Annotated in this window: 16 protein-coding genes and 3 pseudogenes; 3 read left to right on the top strand and 16 right to left on the bottom strand. The window is 39.9% G+C overall.

Annotation, left to right across the window (positions count from 1 at the left end; translation table 11 throughout):
* Positions 1–545: 545 nt before the first annotated feature.
* The 6 genes from QM959_RS08135 to QM959_RS08110 all read right to left on the bottom strand — a co-directional run bounded on the left by QM959_RS08135 (position 546) and on the right by QM959_RS08110 (position 4342).
* Positions 546–1595 (bottom strand): TIGR00341 family protein, encoded by a 1050-nt coding sequence (locus tag QM959_RS08135; RefSeq protein WP_414372605.1) that lies wholly within the window; start codon positions 1593–1595, stop codon positions 546–548.
* Positions 1592–1915, bottom strand: coding sequence for a potassium channel family protein (locus tag QM959_RS08130; protein WP_001253404.1), 324 nt, complete (start codon positions 1913–1915; stop codon positions 1592–1594). Before QM959_RS08130 ends, QM959_RS08135 begins: the two co-directional genes overlap by 4 nt.
* 13 nt (positions 1916–1928) lie before the next feature.
* Positions 1929–2270 carry a hypothetical protein gene (locus QM959_RS08125; RefSeq protein ID WP_000397556.1) on the bottom strand — a complete coding sequence of 114 codons (342 nt, stop codon included), beginning with the start codon at positions 2268–2270 and terminating at the stop codon, positions 1929–1931.
* Positions 2195–2497 carry a TMEM175 family protein gene (locus QM959_RS08120; protein ID WP_004240734.1) on the bottom strand — a complete coding sequence of 101 codons (303 nt, stop codon included), beginning with the start codon at positions 2495–2497 and terminating at the stop codon, positions 2195–2197. Before QM959_RS08120 ends, QM959_RS08125 begins: the two co-directional genes overlap by 76 nt.
* A 559-nt stretch (positions 2498–3056) precedes the next feature.
* Positions 3057–3647: a hypothetical protein gene (locus QM959_RS08115; RefSeq protein WP_021154426.1), complete on the bottom strand. Its 591-nt coding sequence runs from the start codon at positions 3645–3647 to the stop codon at positions 3057–3059.
* Between the two features lie 182 nt (positions 3648–3829).
* A complete protein-coding gene (locus QM959_RS08110) occupies positions 3830–4342 on the bottom strand; it encodes a GNAT family N-acetyltransferase (protein WP_049473333.1) in 513 nt (170 codons plus the stop codon).
* 125 nt (positions 4343–4467) lie between these two features.
* Here QM959_RS08110 and QM959_RS08105 point away from each other — a divergent pair, with 125 nt between their 5' ends.
* Positions 4468–4647 carry a site-specific integrase gene (locus QM959_RS08105; RefSeq protein ID WP_414372603.1) on the top strand — a complete coding sequence of 60 codons (180 nt, stop codon included), beginning with the start codon at positions 4468–4470 and terminating at the stop codon, positions 4645–4647.
* 376 nt (positions 4648–5023) lie between these two features.
* Here the strand turns inward: QM959_RS08105 and QM959_RS08100 are convergent.
* Both QM959_RS08100 and QM959_RS08095 read right to left on the bottom strand, forming a co-directional pair.
* Positions 5024–5297: pseudogene (locus QM959_RS08100) on the bottom strand (diacylglycerol kinase family lipid kinase); the annotation flags it as partial.
* Between the two features lie 3 nt (positions 5298–5300).
* Positions 5301–5444: pseudogene (locus QM959_RS08095) on the bottom strand (IS982 family transposase); the annotation flags it as partial.
* A gap of 350 nt (positions 5445–5794) precedes the next feature.
* Here QM959_RS08095 and QM959_RS08090 point away from each other — a divergent pair.
* Both QM959_RS08090 and QM959_RS08085 read left to right on the top strand, forming a co-directional pair.
* On the top strand, positions 5795–6403 hold the full coding sequence (locus QM959_RS08090) for a DUF1269 domain-containing protein (RefSeq protein ID WP_000429535.1): 609 nt from the start codon (positions 5795–5797) through the stop codon (positions 6401–6403).
* Positions 6404–6644: 241 nt separating this feature from the next.
* Positions 6645–6868 (top strand): annotated as a pseudogene (locus QM959_RS08085) (tyrosine-type recombinase/integrase); the annotation flags it as partial.
* 109 nt (positions 6869–6977) lie between these two features.
* Here the strand turns inward: QM959_RS08085 and rpsI are convergent.
* From rpsI to QM959_RS08045, 8 genes are all read right to left on the bottom strand, one after another.
* A complete protein-coding gene (rpsI, locus tag QM959_RS08080; protein ID WP_000075973.1) occupies positions 6978–7370 on the bottom strand; it encodes a 30S ribosomal protein S9 in 393 nt (130 codons plus the stop codon).
* A gap of 18 nt (positions 7371–7388) precedes the next feature.
* Positions 7389–7835 carry a 50S ribosomal protein L13 gene (rplM, locus tag QM959_RS08075; RefSeq protein ID WP_001044624.1) on the bottom strand — a complete coding sequence of 149 codons (447 nt, stop codon included), beginning with the start codon at positions 7833–7835 and terminating at the stop codon, positions 7389–7391.
* 215 nt (positions 7836–8050) lie between these two features.
* On the bottom strand, positions 8051–9250 hold the full coding sequence (locus QM959_RS08070) for an ABC transporter permease (protein ID WP_414372601.1): 1200 nt from the start codon (positions 9248–9250) through the stop codon (positions 8051–8053).
* Complete coding sequence (locus QM959_RS08065; protein ID WP_084925866.1) at positions 9247–10140, bottom strand: ABC transporter ATP-binding protein; 894 nt, start codon at positions 10138–10140, stop codon at positions 9247–9249. Before QM959_RS08065 ends, QM959_RS08070 begins: the two co-directional genes overlap by 4 nt.
* 245 nt (positions 10141–10385) lie before the next feature.
* Positions 10386–12791: a phenylalanine--tRNA ligase subunit beta gene (gene pheT / locus QM959_RS08060; RefSeq protein ID WP_414372607.1), complete on the bottom strand. Its 2406-nt coding sequence runs from the start codon at positions 12789–12791 to the stop codon at positions 10386–10388.
* 131 nt (positions 12792–12922) lie between these two features.
* On the bottom strand, positions 12923–13969 hold the full coding sequence (pheS, locus tag QM959_RS08055) for a phenylalanine--tRNA ligase subunit alpha (RefSeq protein ID WP_247935480.1): 1047 nt from the start codon (positions 13967–13969) through the stop codon (positions 12923–12925).
* A gap of 272 nt (positions 13970–14241) precedes the next feature.
* Positions 14242–14892, bottom strand: a complete 651-nt coding sequence (locus tag QM959_RS08050; RefSeq protein WP_247935479.1) for a phosphatase PAP2 family protein — start codon at positions 14890–14892, stop codon at positions 14242–14244.
* A complete protein-coding gene (locus QM959_RS08045) occupies positions 14882–15445 on the bottom strand; it encodes an ECF transporter S component (protein ID WP_247935478.1) in 564 nt (187 codons plus the stop codon). Before QM959_RS08045 ends, QM959_RS08050 begins: the two co-directional genes overlap by 11 nt.
* Positions 15446–15556 lie beyond the last annotated feature (111 nt).

The raw sequence follows: 15556 nt of genomic DNA, 5'->3' as shown, positions 1-15556 counted from the left end.
GTTTTCGGAACTTTGAAAACTTTAAGAAACGAATTTTTATCGCTCTGAATATAAAAATGGAGAGAACGACGATCGTCCTCTCCAGATGTTAGCTTTTTTCAACCCACTACAGTTGACAAAGAGCCGAAAAAAGCATCTCGTATTTTTGATACGAAATGCTTTTAATAAATGTAAATAAGTTTTAACGTTTACTAAATTGTGACGCTTTACGGGCCTTTTTCAAGCCTGGTTTGGAAAGTATGAATTTCAGTTGGACTAAAAACAGCGTAATATCAAGACTTTTCTCCGCTTTTATAAAAGCGTTTTTCCAATCAAATTCAACTAATTTTATCTAAATGGTGTGGATTTTACCCCCAAAATTACAGAGAATGGAGCTGATAAACACTAAACGTTCACACCATTAGTTAAATGATTTTTTTCATCATTTTTCTTAGATGATAGAACTTCTAATTTATTTCTTATTCAAGCAAAAACAACCTGCTATAAGTAAGAAAGAGGAAGATACAAGAAAAACACGGCGTAAAAACCGATTCAGTTCATTGTCCTCAATCCTTGTCTGCTTCATTTTCTTTTACGAGATCGTTTTGTGAATCTTTTTCAGAGAGTTTTTGATCGATATACTTGTCAATGTTTTCGTAAAATTCCTTGGTCGTCTCACTATCTAATTTTGTCGAATTATGGACTTGATTGACTTTCAATTGAACAGATTGAATACCGTAAGAGGCCTGCTTTTGGCGAATGGTTTCTAATTTTTCTTCTGAAATCGGATCTCCAACAACTGTCAAGACCAATTCATTGCTACTTGACTTGTAGACTTGATTAATGATCGTATGATTGGCGAACTCTTTTCCTACAAACTGTTTGATCCCTTCTTTTCGCGCTTGATCCATCGTCAGAGTGACTGCTGAATAGCTGGCTGGAAGGACCAATAATACAATCAAGGATATCAACCCAATTTTCATTTTCATGTTTAGCTCTTTAAATGAACTTAAAGGAGATTTTCTCATTAAAATTCTTGTTCCAACAATATTGGTTAGCATGATAAAGACACAGTTGATCAAGAAAAGATAAAGAGCCCCAAATAAAAATCGTACATTTCCATTAGCTAAACCATATCCTGCAGTGCAGATAGGTGGCATCAGAGCTGTTGCGATGGCTACTCCTGGTACGATATTGTTTGCTTCTTTTTTCCTTGAACCAATGAAACCTGCTATCCCACCCGCGATAGCAATGAGAACATCCCAAATGGTTGGAGAGGTTCGTGCAATCAACTCGCTACTTGCATAAGATAAGGGAGAAATCCAGAAATACAGAGTCGAGACAAGCAAACTGACCAACACTTGAGTCAATAAAACCTCTAGAGATTGCTTGATTAAACGCGTATCAAAAATAGCTAAACCGAATCCCAGTCCAACAATCGGTGTCATGAGAGGTGAAATTAACATGGCTCCAATAATAACAGCTGTTGAATTCATATTTAGACCGATAGAGGCAATAAAAATTGCACACATCAAAATCGCTGTATCTCTCAATCGAACATGAAGGTCATCGTATAATTTCTCACGGTATTCCCGTGTTGAATAATTGGCAGTCATTTGTCCTCTCCTCTTTCCTTATTTAAATCGGTATAATAATTAATAATAACAGCTGATAAACAGCCAAAAAATATGAGCCCATAAATCGTCAAGAAGACACTGGTAATCCTTCCAATCAAGGTCACAGCTAGGAGATCCCCGTAGCCGACAGTCGTCGAAGTCACAAAAGCATACCAAAGACCGTCTCCGTAATTTGTGATAGCAGGTTCAACTAGGAAAAGCACGCCTCCTGACCCAAAAACAAAGGTCACAAAACTCAGAGCAAACCGAGTAAAACCCGTAACCTGTATAATATGCCATAACATTTTTAAACGTCTCATTTGTTCTCCTTATTCATACTAGCTCCTGACCGAGCCGTTTTTTCCAATAATCAAAGTGAAGATAGGACATGATCTCCATCAGAGAAAGATAGACAAACTGATAGATCTGATTTAAGCTGATTATCAACTGATATTGTTTGAAAAATGACTGGAAGAAAGACCAGATATGACTGTCTTGAATCAGTCCCTTCTTAACATCAGACAGGATATTAGCTAAAGCTCCCAAGGACTGAAACGGTAAATCCTTGACATTTATATAGATCCGGTCCACCACATCATTCAGACTGGTATCTTGGATGGCATGAAATTCTCCAAAGAGAACTCCTGCCGCTCCAAGAGTAGAAACAAATTCCACCAAATAATTTCTGAGGAAATTTTCTCAACCTTTTCCCATAATGTGTTTAGTGCCATCCATAACGATCCCAACCAGAAAAAGGAAAGAAAACAAGCAAAGAAATTTTGCCGTAAATCCCAAAAAGCTTCAAGACTTGGTGTTGTTGGTTTTTCTAACTCTAAAATCAAGATGGTCATAATAATTGCTAGAACAGCATCTGTCAATACAATTAATCTGTCTTTCTTCATCGGATTGCATCCCCTTTCTTTTTTGTAACATTCTATCTTATCGCATAATATTGGATATTCTTTCATAATCCGACTACAAACAAAAATAAACCAAAAAGTCTGTCCCTATTATGCTATATTTAACTCTAGAAGTATTCATCCATCTAATTAATAAATATATCATATTTCACAATAAATGACTACTATCAAAGATTCATCCCCTTTCACTTCATCATTTAGTGTTGCTTAGATTTATCAAAAACAACCAAATTTGTATTAATTTCAAGTATCACCTAGTTACAAAAATTTGGGGTGAACAGAAAAAGCATCCCGTATTTTTGATACGAAATGCTTTCAATAAGTTTAAATAAGTTTTAACGTTTACTAAATTGTGATGCTTTACGAGCTTTTTTCAAGCCTGGTTTGGAAAGTATGAATTTCAGTTGGACTAAAAACAACGACATATCAAGGCTTTTCAGAACGATATCTACTGATTTATTTCATAAAATTTGAATCAATATTTTTTAAATAGGGGAATAGTTATTGTAATCTTCGAACTTCCTGATCAGATAATGTCATATCATTCTTTTCCTTTGCTTAGCTCAACATTATAAATGATTTCAGCTTCAGGACTTCCTTTTTCATCCTTAACAACATCCTTTAGCTGATTGTCTTGAACCAATAAAGAAATATTTTCATCTGTACTTCTAGCCTTCGTGAGTTTTGCTTCATCTGGCAAGTGCTGTGCTTTAGAAACATCGATATTATTTCCATTGGAGTCCTTTAAATCTATAGCTTCATTCCCGCCTCCATCAAAATTGAGAAGAACATCAGAAACGATACCAAAACTGCTTGGATTAAAGTTATTAATTGGAGTTCCTAGAGTAGCCTTATTTCCATACTTATCATAAATAGTTGGACGCACGTACGCATTTGAGAATGTTGACCCTTCCTCAGTAATGTATATTGGGGAAAATTCAATCTTTTCAATACCTCTATAGTGTTCTTTGATGTAGGTTCCTATTTGCTCTTCTAGCAAACGAAAACCATGCTGATAGAGTTTGGTTGTTTTCGGGCCTAGATTTGGTTTAGTCAGCTTGTTATATATATATGTTCCTCCAAATATAAGAATGAGTACAATAGCAATTATTTTAGCAACCTTATTTCTCATTAGTTGCCTCCGTTCCAAGTGATAATCTACAATTTTCAGTCTGTAATCATATTACTTATTATAACATAGTTCCCATTTTGTAAAATTAAGATAGACAAAAAAAGACATCCAAGAGAAAATTCTTGAATGTCTGGAAAGAATATAACTCCATTAACCTTGTTAATAGACTGGAAATGATGATATTATGGTCTCCTTACCTCAAATACTGCTGTATGAACCCACTCATTATGAATTTGTAAGTCATTTTCTATCATTCTACTAAAGGTGAAGCCATTTTTTAAAAGCACTCTCTGAGAAGCTAGATTATCTCTTGCTGTTCCTGCAATGATTCTATTAAAACCATAAGTAGTAAACGCTTTGTCTAAAACGAGTCTAACCGCTTCGCTTGCATAACCTAAATTGGTAACATTTTCCCCAATTCTATACCCAAGTTCTGCTGTTTTCCGATCACCATCTAAGACACTTAAATTGATTCTCCCGACCATAACGCCTTGCGAATCTCTAATAAGATGCATATAGACATCACGATTCCTTTGTTCCGTTAACAACTCCCTTGTAATTTCTTTAAAACCTTCTAAATCAAAATAGTTAGCTGGTCTAGGAGGTAAATTTCGTTCAAAATACTCTCGATTTTCTTTTTCAAAAGAATAGACATCTAAACTATTTGCTTCAGACAACAACTCTAAACTGATCATTTCAAAGCCTCCCCCATCATTATCTACATTCAACATTTTCTCATGTTTACACAAAGTGAAATTTACAGAATTTAAAAAGATTCTTTTATTTTCTGTATTGTTTCTACATTATAACACAAAATACTATGGATAAGCATAATATTCAAGGCGCCACACCAGCCAAACAGGCTAGAATATCTATCAAAGCTATTTCAGAAGCACTTACTCATAGTGACATCAAAATAACGAAGACTTATGTCAATACTACTGAAACAGTAAATCAAACAGCAGGAGAAATAGCCTTTAGAAGTCTCAAAAAGCAATAGGGTGAACTTGGGGTGAACTTTAGTTTTTTGAACAAAAAAAGACATCCAAGAAATAATTCTTGAATGTCTGTAAACGTTGATATAATCGTGTTGATTAACGTTTTGAGTGCAGTGGTTGCCATCCAATCAAACATCGCTTCGCTTGTTTTCTTGGGGCAACTGTGCATAGCATATCTCTATGCGACTAAAGTCGCTAGAGCTATCCTAATTGCGCACCGCCAGTTCTCATAGAAAAAAACACCTTGCAAGATGCAAAGTGTTTTCGTTTGTATTCTGCTGTCCAGCAACGAATTAACGTTTAGAGAACTGGCTAGCTTTACGAGCCTTTTTCAAGCCTGTTTTCTAGTATTTTTATATCTACTGGCAGATTATCCTACTTATCCCCATCAATATCTGACTCTAACTCAACCTCTGAAGAAATCCAAATATTGCGTGCTTTGATATATTCGATATTATTGTTACCTACTAGATCCCCTTTTTAATAAATCTGGGATAACCGATAATTTAGAAATGATGGATGAATCCTTTAAAATCAAGATATTTCCATATCCATCTGTATTTTCATCAAATAGTTTTTTGTCTGCATAGTAATTAGATAGAAGAACTAAGACCTGAGTAGATTCACCTTCATAATTGCCATTTTCGCTTTCAAAAGGTAATAATTGCTTATTCATAGCTTGGCGAATCAGTTGCACCAGCCAAATTAATTGTCTTGACCGACGAATAAAGCGACTTCTTTCAAGGATTCGACCATAAGGAAACAGTTGGCAGATTCTATAAAAGCGTCGATGTGATTCGGCACGCTCATCAGACTCGCTACACAGAGCTGGTACATAATATCTGCTATAATTTTCTGGAAGATTTGGTCAAGCGGTCTTTTAGCCGTGTGACAGGCATACAGGAAAAACACTATTTATTTACTTTTTGCACGGGAGGCTTTAAGAATCTGATGGACATCTTTCTTGATAGTCACTCAGAGTCTCCAGAGTGTCTGGGCTGGGATATGGCAAAGATATACCGCTGCCTGAAACTGTTCTTTAACGCTGATAAACGCGACATATCAATTAAAATGTCGCACTAAAATGATTGAAAAATGATTGAAACTGTATTATAATGAATGTGTATATTTAGAAAAGAGGTACTAACTATGGAAAACCTAGTAGTTTCAGTCTTTAACACTGAAAGCGAAGCTTATCAGTCCTTTGCGGATTTGAAGGCTTTCCGCCAAACTCAGACGACCAAGGTTGCTCAAATCGCCTTGGTCAAAAATGAAAACGGTCACATCGTTGAAAAAGAACGCTATGACTTTGAAGATTCAACGACGGATGCAACCCTAGAAGGTGGCTTGCTCGGTGCAGTTATCGGGCTTTTGGGTGGTCCTATCGGCGTCTTGTTTGGTTATGGTATTGGCAGCCTCTATGGTTTGGCTGCTGGTGATACCGTTGATACGGCAGAAGCTGGCTTGATTGACGTTGTGTCTCAAAAATTGATCGACGGCGAAACAGCCGTTGTCGCCTTGGTGCAAGAAAACAACGAAGCAGTCATCGATGCTTACTTCACCAAGTACGACACCCAAATCGTGCGTTGGGATGTAGCAACCGTCGTAGCTGAAGTTGAAGCAGCCCTGCAAGTCCAAGAAGACCTCTACAACCAAGCGCGTGCGCAAATGAAGGCTGAACGTAAAGCAGATCGCAAGGCCAAACTTGAAGAGTTCAAGGCAAACATCAAATCAAAATTTGATAAATTGAAAGCCTAACGTCTAAGCGTCTCATAAATTTAAATGTGACTGAGACACCATTTAAAATTTATGTGCGTCGGATTCTCACAGTTAAATAATTGCGTTGACAAATCCGTTACAGCCGTTCTTCCATTCTTTGAAAAGAGTGTTTAATAGACAAGAAATCTGGACTAGTATTGGTCTGGATTTTTTTGTGAATATAGAGGTCATAGCTTTTTGACTATGCTTTGTTATAATTAGAAAGATTTTAAGTTTTATCAAGATGAAATCAGTCAGACGCAGGCACCCTGAACTAGCACCAGCTTCCCCACACAACTAAGACATACTGGTGCGACACTCGCAAAACAAGCTGGGGTTTCTCTTGAAGCCTTCTCAGAAGCTCTTACTCATAGTGATAAAGAGATTACAAAAACTTACGTTAATATCAAAGATAAAGTCAATCAGACTGTAGGTGATATTGCTTTTCGTAGTTTAAAAAATTGATGGGGTGAATATGGGGTGAATTTTGGGGTGAACTTTGATTTTTTGAAACAAAAAAGACATCCAAGAGATAATTCTTGAATGTCTGTAAACGTTGATATAATCGTATTGATTAACGTTTTGAGAATTGTGATGCTTTACGAGCTTTCTTAAGACCTGGTTTCTTACGTTCAACTTTACGTGAGTCACGTGTAAGAAGTCCTGCGCGTTTCAATGAATCGCGGAAGTCTGGGTCTACTTGAAGAAGGGCACGAGCGATACCATGACGGATAGCTCCTGATTGACCTGCGTATCCACCACCTACAACGTTAACGAAAACGTCGTATGAACCTACAGTTGAAGTAACTGCGAATGGTTGGTTGATGACAAGACGAAGGTCAGCGTGTGGGATGTACTCTTCAACATCTTTTTTGTTAACAGTGATTTTACCAGTTCCTGGAACAAGGCGAACGCGTGCAACAGCGTTTTTACGACGTCCAGTACCTGCATATTGTGCTTGTGACATACTTTATTGTTCCTTTCCTTAGATAAGTCCTGAAATATCAAGAACTTCTGGTTGTTGTGCAGCGTGAGTGTGCTCAGCTCCAACGAATACTTTCAATTTCATACCTTGAGCGCGGCCAAGAGTATTGTGTGGAAGCATACCTTTAACTGATTTCTCGATCAAACGTACTGCATTTTTAGAACGAAGTTCACCTGCAGAGATTTGTTTCAATCCACCTGGGTGGTTTGAGTGAGTGTAGTAGATTTTATCAGTTGCTTTTTTACCAGTCAATTTAACTTTTTCAGCATTGATAACAATCACAAAGTCACCTGTATCAGTGTGTGGTGTAAATGTTGGTTTGTTTTTTCCGCGAAGTACGCTAGCAACTACTGCAGAAAGACGTCCAAGTGGTACATCAGTTGCATCAACTACGTACCATTTACGTTCAACTTGGCCTGGTTTAGCCATAAATGTTGTTTTGTTCATGATTTCTCCTATATATAGTTCGATTTTTGTTTACGGTGATGGGTGTTCCTTCCCATCGAAAAGTATTTGGAAGGTTCCGGGGCCTTTCAAATGGGGTAAACAATACCGCCTACTATCATACCAAATTTCACCCCTAAAAGTCAATAGATATGAAAAATATTTTTCTAAATTCCACTCTTTTTTTCTCTAGAAAACCTCGCTTTCGCGAGGCTCTTCTATTTATAAGATAAGGCACGTTTAAAGGTTTTCCAAGGACCTAAATCATCTGTTTGTAGAACTAGACTGGCGTACATGCGCCCGATAAAGACTGTTGCAGTTACTGCAAAAGCAATCGTGATTGCAAGAGAAATCCAAGCTTCTAGGCCATTTGCATAACCATTAATGGCTCTAAATGGCATAAAGAAGGTTGAAATGAAGGGTATGTAGGAACCAATTTTCAAAACCAAATTATCCCCTGCAGCGCCTAGAGCAGTAACGCCAAAAAAACCACCTATAATCAAAATCATCAAAGGCGACAAGGCTTTTCCTGCGTCCTCAGGACGAGAAACCATGGAACCTAGGAAGGCCGCCAAAACTACGTACATAAAGAGACTGACCAAAATAAAGAGCAAGGTATTCAGAGAGAAAGCATCTCCCAAATGGTTCAAAATACCAAACTGAGCTAATAATGGCAAATCTTTAAATAGCAGAATGGCAGCGACACCACCCACGACATAGATGCCGATATGAGTCAAAATCACAAGTAACAAGGCAAGCATACGAGCATAGAAATAATGGCTAGCTCGAATGCTGGAGAAGACCACCTCCATGATTTTAGTCCCTTTCTCACTAGCCACTTCCTGAGCAGTGACACTAGCATAAGTAATCAAGATCATATAAAGGAAGAAACCAAGCCCTGCAGCCGCAATGGTTTGGACCAGCTTTTTATTTTCCTTGGATTCGTCAATCTTCTCAGTAAAGTCAACAGTTTGAGCCAGGCGTTTTTCCTGCTCTTGGGACAAATTAGCTGCCGAGCGATTGAGTTGATCTTGAAGCTCATTGAGTTTATTGGTTACTGCTAGCTTGATACCTGTTTCAAGCGAGGTTTCACCATGATAAACGGCCTTGATGACACTATCCTCTTGATCAATAGTTAGATAACCCTTGATTTTTTCATCCTTGATAGCAGCTTGGGCACTGGCTTCATCCTGATAGTCAAAGTTAATACCATTGGTATCCCTGAGCCCTTCTGCCACAGATGGTACAGTCGTCACCACTGCCACCTTGCTATTTTTAGCCATAGACGACCCTTGGAGATAGCCGATTCCTACAGACAAACCTAAAAAGAGGAAGGGCGAAATCACCATAAAGAAGAAACTCCAGGACTTGACATGTCGCAGATAAGTTTCTTTAATAACTACCCACATATTTCTCATACTTCCACTCCTGATTCTAGTTTAAAGATTTCATCGATTGTTGGCGCTTGTTGGTCAAAGGTTGCGATATATTGCCCTTGAGTCAAGATTGGGAAGAGTTCCCTTCCAGCACTCTCGTCTTCCAAAATCAATTTCCAACTGCCTTGTTTAGTCAAGCTCACCTGTTTGACATGAGGAAGGTTTTCCAATTCTTCCTTGCTTCGTTCACTTGAAACAAAGAGACGCGTTTTTCCGTATTGATTGCGGACATCCTGAACCGGACCATGCAAGACCACACGGCCATCTCGAATCATCAGAATATCGTCACAAAGTTCCTCGACGTTGGTCATGACATGGTCAGAAAAGATAATGGTTGCTCCACGCTCTTTTTCCTGAAAAATGACTTGTTTGAGCAATTCAGTATTGACTGGGTCCAATCCACTGAAAGGCTCATCCAAGATAATTAAGTCTGGTTCATGAATCAAAGTAATAATGAGCTGAATCTTCTGCTGATTTCCTTTTGACAGACTCTTGATTTTATCAGTCAGCTTTCCTTTTACTTCCAACCTCTTCATCCATTGAGGGAGTTTTTCCTTGATTTCCTTAGCATCCATACCTTTTAGAGTCGCCAAGTAGCGAACTTGTTCAAGTACAGTCAATTTAGGCATCAGACTGCGTTCTTCAGGCAGATAACCAATCCGAGCATAGGTCTCCTGGCGAATATCCTGACCATCCAGACTGATTTCTCCTTGGTATTCTAAAAATTTCAAAATACTATGGAAAATCGTTGTCTTCCCAGCACCGTTTTTTCCGACTAGTCCCAAAATACGACCTGGTCGCGCTTGAAAGTCAATACCAAACAAAACTTGCTTGGATCCAAAACTTTTCTCTAGACTTCTTACTTCTAGCATCTTTCACCTCCGAAATTTCTTTCACCCATTATACACCTTTTTGATAGCCTTTACAATGACTTCTGTCCATTTTTAGAAGACTATTGCTATGTAAAATATGATCTGGAGCACTTTTAGTGATAAATCCATTATACAGTGGTAAACTCCAATTTATCTCCTCTGCTCCTCAACTGTCTATTTTTGATCCTGAATTGTTACTTGATACTCAATGAAAAAAAATCCACCCCGAAGGATGGATTGATACTTTAACGCACTTCTGCGTTCACTTTTTCCTCAAGTGATGCTTGGATTTTTTCCATATAGCGTGCGACTTCTTCATCCGTTAAGCTGTCTTCTGGATTTTGGAAAGTCAAGCTATAAGCCATTGACTTCATACCAAGTCCCAATTTCTCACCTGAGAAGACGTCGAAGAGTTTGATATCTGTCAAACGTTTCACGCCGGCAGCTTGGATAGCATCTACAACTCCTTGATGAGTCACTTCTGCATTGAGGAGAAGGGCAACATCACGGCTAACTGCTGGGAATTTCGTGATTTCCACAAATGGAGCAGCAGGTTGGAGCGCAGCTTCGATGGCTGAGAGGTTAAGTTCAGCTACATAAGTTTCTGGAATATCATAAGCCTTAGCAGTGACTGGATGCACTTGTCCAAGGAAACCAAGAACTTTGTCATCCAGTGAAATCACAGCTGTACGGCCTGGGTGTAGGCTTGCAATTTCAGCTGTAGCTGTATAGGTCACTTCTAGTCCCAAACGAGCAAAGAGGGCTTCAAGGATTCCTTTAGCATAGAAGAAGTCAACTGGAACTGCTGCTGTTTGGAAATCTTTTTCAGCAACCAAGCCTGTCAAGGCAAAGGCAAAGCTATTGATTTCATTTGGCAATTCTTCTTTTGGATTTCCTGTTTGCTCGAAAACTTTTCCAATCTCGTAAAGAGCCAAGTTTTTATTCTTACGAGCCACGTTGTAAGCAACTGTATCTAGGATACCTGAGATCATATTTTGACGGAGGACAGAACGGTCCACTGTCATTGGCCACATAAGTTCAGTAAGGTTACTTGGTTGAGCCGTAAACTCAACTGCTTTTTCAGGAGTTGTCAGAGCGTAGGTGATGATTTCTGTCAAACCTGCTCCTTCAGCGATCGTACGAACTTGACGGCGAAGTTTTTGTGTGGCTGTCAATTCACCAGCTGTACCATCGTCTTTTGGAAGACTAGTTGGCAAGCGATCATATCCATAGATACGAGCGATTTCTTCAAAGAGGTCTGCCTCGATAGTGATATCCCAACGACGACGAGGAACGCTGACGGTAAAGCTCTCTGCATTGCCAGAAAGACCAAATCCAAGACGACGGAAGACGTCTTCTACATCAGCATAAGAAAGCTCAGTTCCAAGGACACGGTTAACGTCTGCAAGGGTTGAAGAAACTTCCACATCAGAAGTATCAAGTTCCCCCGCTGAAACAATACCTTTACGGACCGTCGCACTTGCAAGTTCAGCAATCATACTAGCTGCTGCATCAAGAGCCTCATTGACTGTTGCCACATTAATGCCTTTTTCAAAACGAGAAGATGATTCTGAACGAAGATTCAGGCGACCGCTTGTCTTACGGATAAATTTACCATTGAAGACAGCAGCTTCAAGAACGACACGACTAGATTTTTCAGAGATTTCTGTCGCTTGTCCGCCCATGACACCTGCAAGGGCTACTGGCTTGTCTGCGACAGTAATGACTAAGTCATTCACGTCCAACTCACGCTCTTCACCATCCAAGGTCACCAATTTCTCACCAGCACGCGCTTCACGCACACGGATGTCAGTTCCTTCAAAAGTGTCCAAGTCAAATGCATGCATAGGTTGACCAAAGTAAAGCAAGATGTAGTTTGTCACGTCCACAACGTTATTGATAGGACGGATTCCTTCGTTCATGAGGAGGTTTTGCAACCATTGTGGACTTGGTGCGATGGTCACATTGTCCAAGATACGAGCTGCATAGTAAGATGCCTTGTTTGTTTCAATGCTGACAGAAAGAACATCTGCCGTAGCTTCATTTGTTTCTGTTAGAGTAAATTCTTTAAAGTTGACCGCCTTGTCATAGATGGCTGCCACTTCGTGAGCCACCCCACGCATAGAAAGGGCGTCCGCACGGTTAGGGGTGATTGAAAGTTCGATGATTTCATCATCCAAGTCTAGATATGAGAAGACTTCCTCACCTGGAACGGCGTCTTCAGGCAAAATTTGGATGCCATCTGCGAATTCCTTAGGCACAACTGAGTCAGAAATGCCCAATTCACCAAGTGAACAGATCATCCCAAGTGACTCTAAACCACGGATTTTTCCCTTTTTGATTTTGTAGTTGTCAGCGATGCGAGCTCCCGGAAGTGCCACCATAACCTTGATACCAGCACGCACATTCGGTGCACCACAAACAATTTGACGTGCTTCTTCTTCGCCAACGTTAACTTGACAAACATGGAGGTGAGTTTCTGGCACATCTTCGCAAGACAAGACCTCACCGACGACAATTTTTGAGAGACCAGCAGCAGGTGATTCCACACCTTCTACCTCAATCCCTGTAGTTGACATTTTTTCAGCCAACTCTTGTGATGGCACATCAATGTCCACCAATTCTTTTAACCATTTGTATGATACTAACATAATTCTGAGCATAAGATCTCAATAAGTGAGACCTTTTCAATTCCTTTCTTTTTCTTCGAGTCAGTCGTTTCAATTTCTAGACAATGTGAAGACGAGAACGACTGTTTAGGATTGTGTTTCAGATTTCAATCTTATTTAAACTGTTCTGAGAAGCGTACATCTCCTTGGTAGAATCCACGAATATCGTTGATTCCATAACGGAGCATAGCTACACGTTCTTGTCCAAGACCAAAGGCAAATCCAGAGTAAACAGTCGCATCGATACCACTCATCTCAAGGACTCGTGGGTGAACCATACCGGCACCCATAATTTCGATCCAACCTGTTTTCTTACATACATTACAGCCATCTCCACCACACTTGAAGCAGGAAACATCCACCTCAACAGATGGCTCTGTGAATGGGAAGTAAGATGGACGCAGACGAATCTGACGCTCTTCACCAAACATTTTCTGCACAATCAACTGAAGCGTTCCTTGAAGGTCAGCCATAGAGATATTTTTCCCAACAACCAAGCCTTCGATTTGGTGGAACTGGTGACTGTGAGTCGCATCATCCGTATCACGACGGAAGACACGCCCTGGCGAGATCATCTTCAAAGGACCTTTAGAAAAATCATGGGCATCCATAGCACGCGCCTGAACTGGAGACGTGTGGGTACGGAGCAAGATTTCTTCTGTGATGTAGAAAGTGTCCTGCATATCACGGGCTGGGTGGTCTTTTGGAAGGTTCATACGTTCAAAGTTATAGTAGTCTTGCTCCACTTCAAAACCATCCACGACTTGGTAACCCATACCGATGAAAATATCTTCGATTTCTTCACTGGTTTGTGTCAAAACGTGACGGTGCCCCGTCGCAACTGGACGACCTGGAAGTGTCACATCGATACTCTCGCTAGCAAGTTGAGCTGCGACTTTCTTTTCTTCCAAGAGCTTAGCTGTTTCTTCAAAAGCAGCTGTCAAGACATCACGAGCTTCATTGACGTGTTTTCCTATAATTGGACGCATCTCAGCAGAGACATCTTTCATCCCTTTGAGGATTTCAGTAAGCGAACCCTTTTTACCAAGGACAGAGACACGCAAATCTTGCATCTCTTTTTCATTTTCAGCAGAAATCTGCTTCAAGCTAGCCAGCGTTTCTTCGCGAAGCGCTTTTAATTGTTCTTCAATAGTTGACATAATTCCTCCATCAGTCTCTCGTAGATAAAAAGAAAACCACATATCAAAAACTCCACTCGGAGCGTTGACACGCGGTACCATCCGTTTTCATCTGACAAGCCAGACCTTCATTTCTAAATCCATGCGCAAGTGAATTCACCCAGCTTTCATATAGAGAGCTTGCAGTCACGGCTCTCCTCCCTGATATACTTCCCTTGAGTTACTAGTCTTGCGGATTCCTATTCAATTACTACTTAGTTTATCAGATTTTTACCATTCTTGCAAGACCTATCTCACTTCTGCTTGCCTTTAAATCGCCATTGGAAGCGAAGTTTGTCATAGAAAGGAAATTCGATAAACAAGACTCCCAAACCCACACAGAGACTGGCAAGAACATCTGATGGGTAGTGAACTCCTAGATAGATCCTTGATACCAGCACACTGACTAGGTATAGACCTAGCACGATTTGTACGATTTTTTTCCATACTGGATCTTTAATTCGTTGACTGAGAATGACAATCAAAGTACCTACCATCAAGGTTACAGCCAGAGAATGCCCGCTTGGGAAGGAAAATCCCTTCTCCTCGACTAGGTGTAAGATAACTGGTCGTGGGCGCTGGTAAATATTTTTAAAGGTCACAATCAAAAGACCGGCTAAGGCTAGATTACCCGCCATGAAGTAGCTTTCTATCTTCCACTGCTTACGATAAAAGATAAAGGCTGCGATGGCAACCCAAGTGATAATCACTGGAATATCAATCAGGCGTGTGATGGCTCGGAAAAGAACAGTCAAATAATCTGGCAAATCCCCACGAATAGCTGTCTGAATCGGTTGGTCAAAACCGACCAGCGTTTCGGGATAAAACTTGACCATATAGCCAAGAAGGACGAAAAGTAAAAGGGCAAAACTGCCCTTCATTAAAAATGTTTGTTTATCTTTCATAATGTTTTAAGGTTGGTTTCAAGAGAACGTACAACAACCAGAATGAAACGGAAAAGATTACACCCTCAATCAAGTTAAAAGGTAATACCATGGTCATTAGGTAGTTGGAAAGTCCCAAAATTTTTCCAATATCAAAGTTAGCAAACTTAGCGTACAAAGGAACAGCGTAAACATAGTTGAGAACCAACATAGCCACGGTTAAACCAATAGTCCCAGCTAGAGAGCCTAGTAGGAAACGAAGGGTTGTCCGTTCCTTTTTCCAAATCAAAGCAAAGACGATGACAAAAACTCCCAAAGCTACGATATTCATTGGCAAGCCAATGTAAGTATTCACTCCCTGACTATTAAGAAGCAGTTTCAAGAGTGAGCGAAGCAAGAGAACTCCTAGAGCAGCAGGCAAATCCATGATCACCAAGCCCACAAGGACTGGCAAGATACTAAATTCGATCTTGAGGAAGGACGCCGCTGGCAAGAGCGGAAAATCAAAGTACATCAGCACAAATGAAATGGCTGATAGAATTGCAATGGTCGAAAGTCGACGTGTGTTTGTCATAACAGGTTCCTCCAATTTTCTATAAAATCAGAAGAAGTTGGAAAGGATTCCTCTATCTATTCTCACTTTTTATATCGCAAAAGTTCCCTCTCACTCTACCAGAGCAAGCGG

Source organism: Streptococcus mitis (assembly GCF_047459985.1).
GTDB lineage: Bacteria > Bacillota > Bacilli > Lactobacillales > Streptococcaceae > Streptococcus > Streptococcus mitis_DZ.
This window is presented reverse-complemented; position numbering and strand designations above follow the sequence as displayed.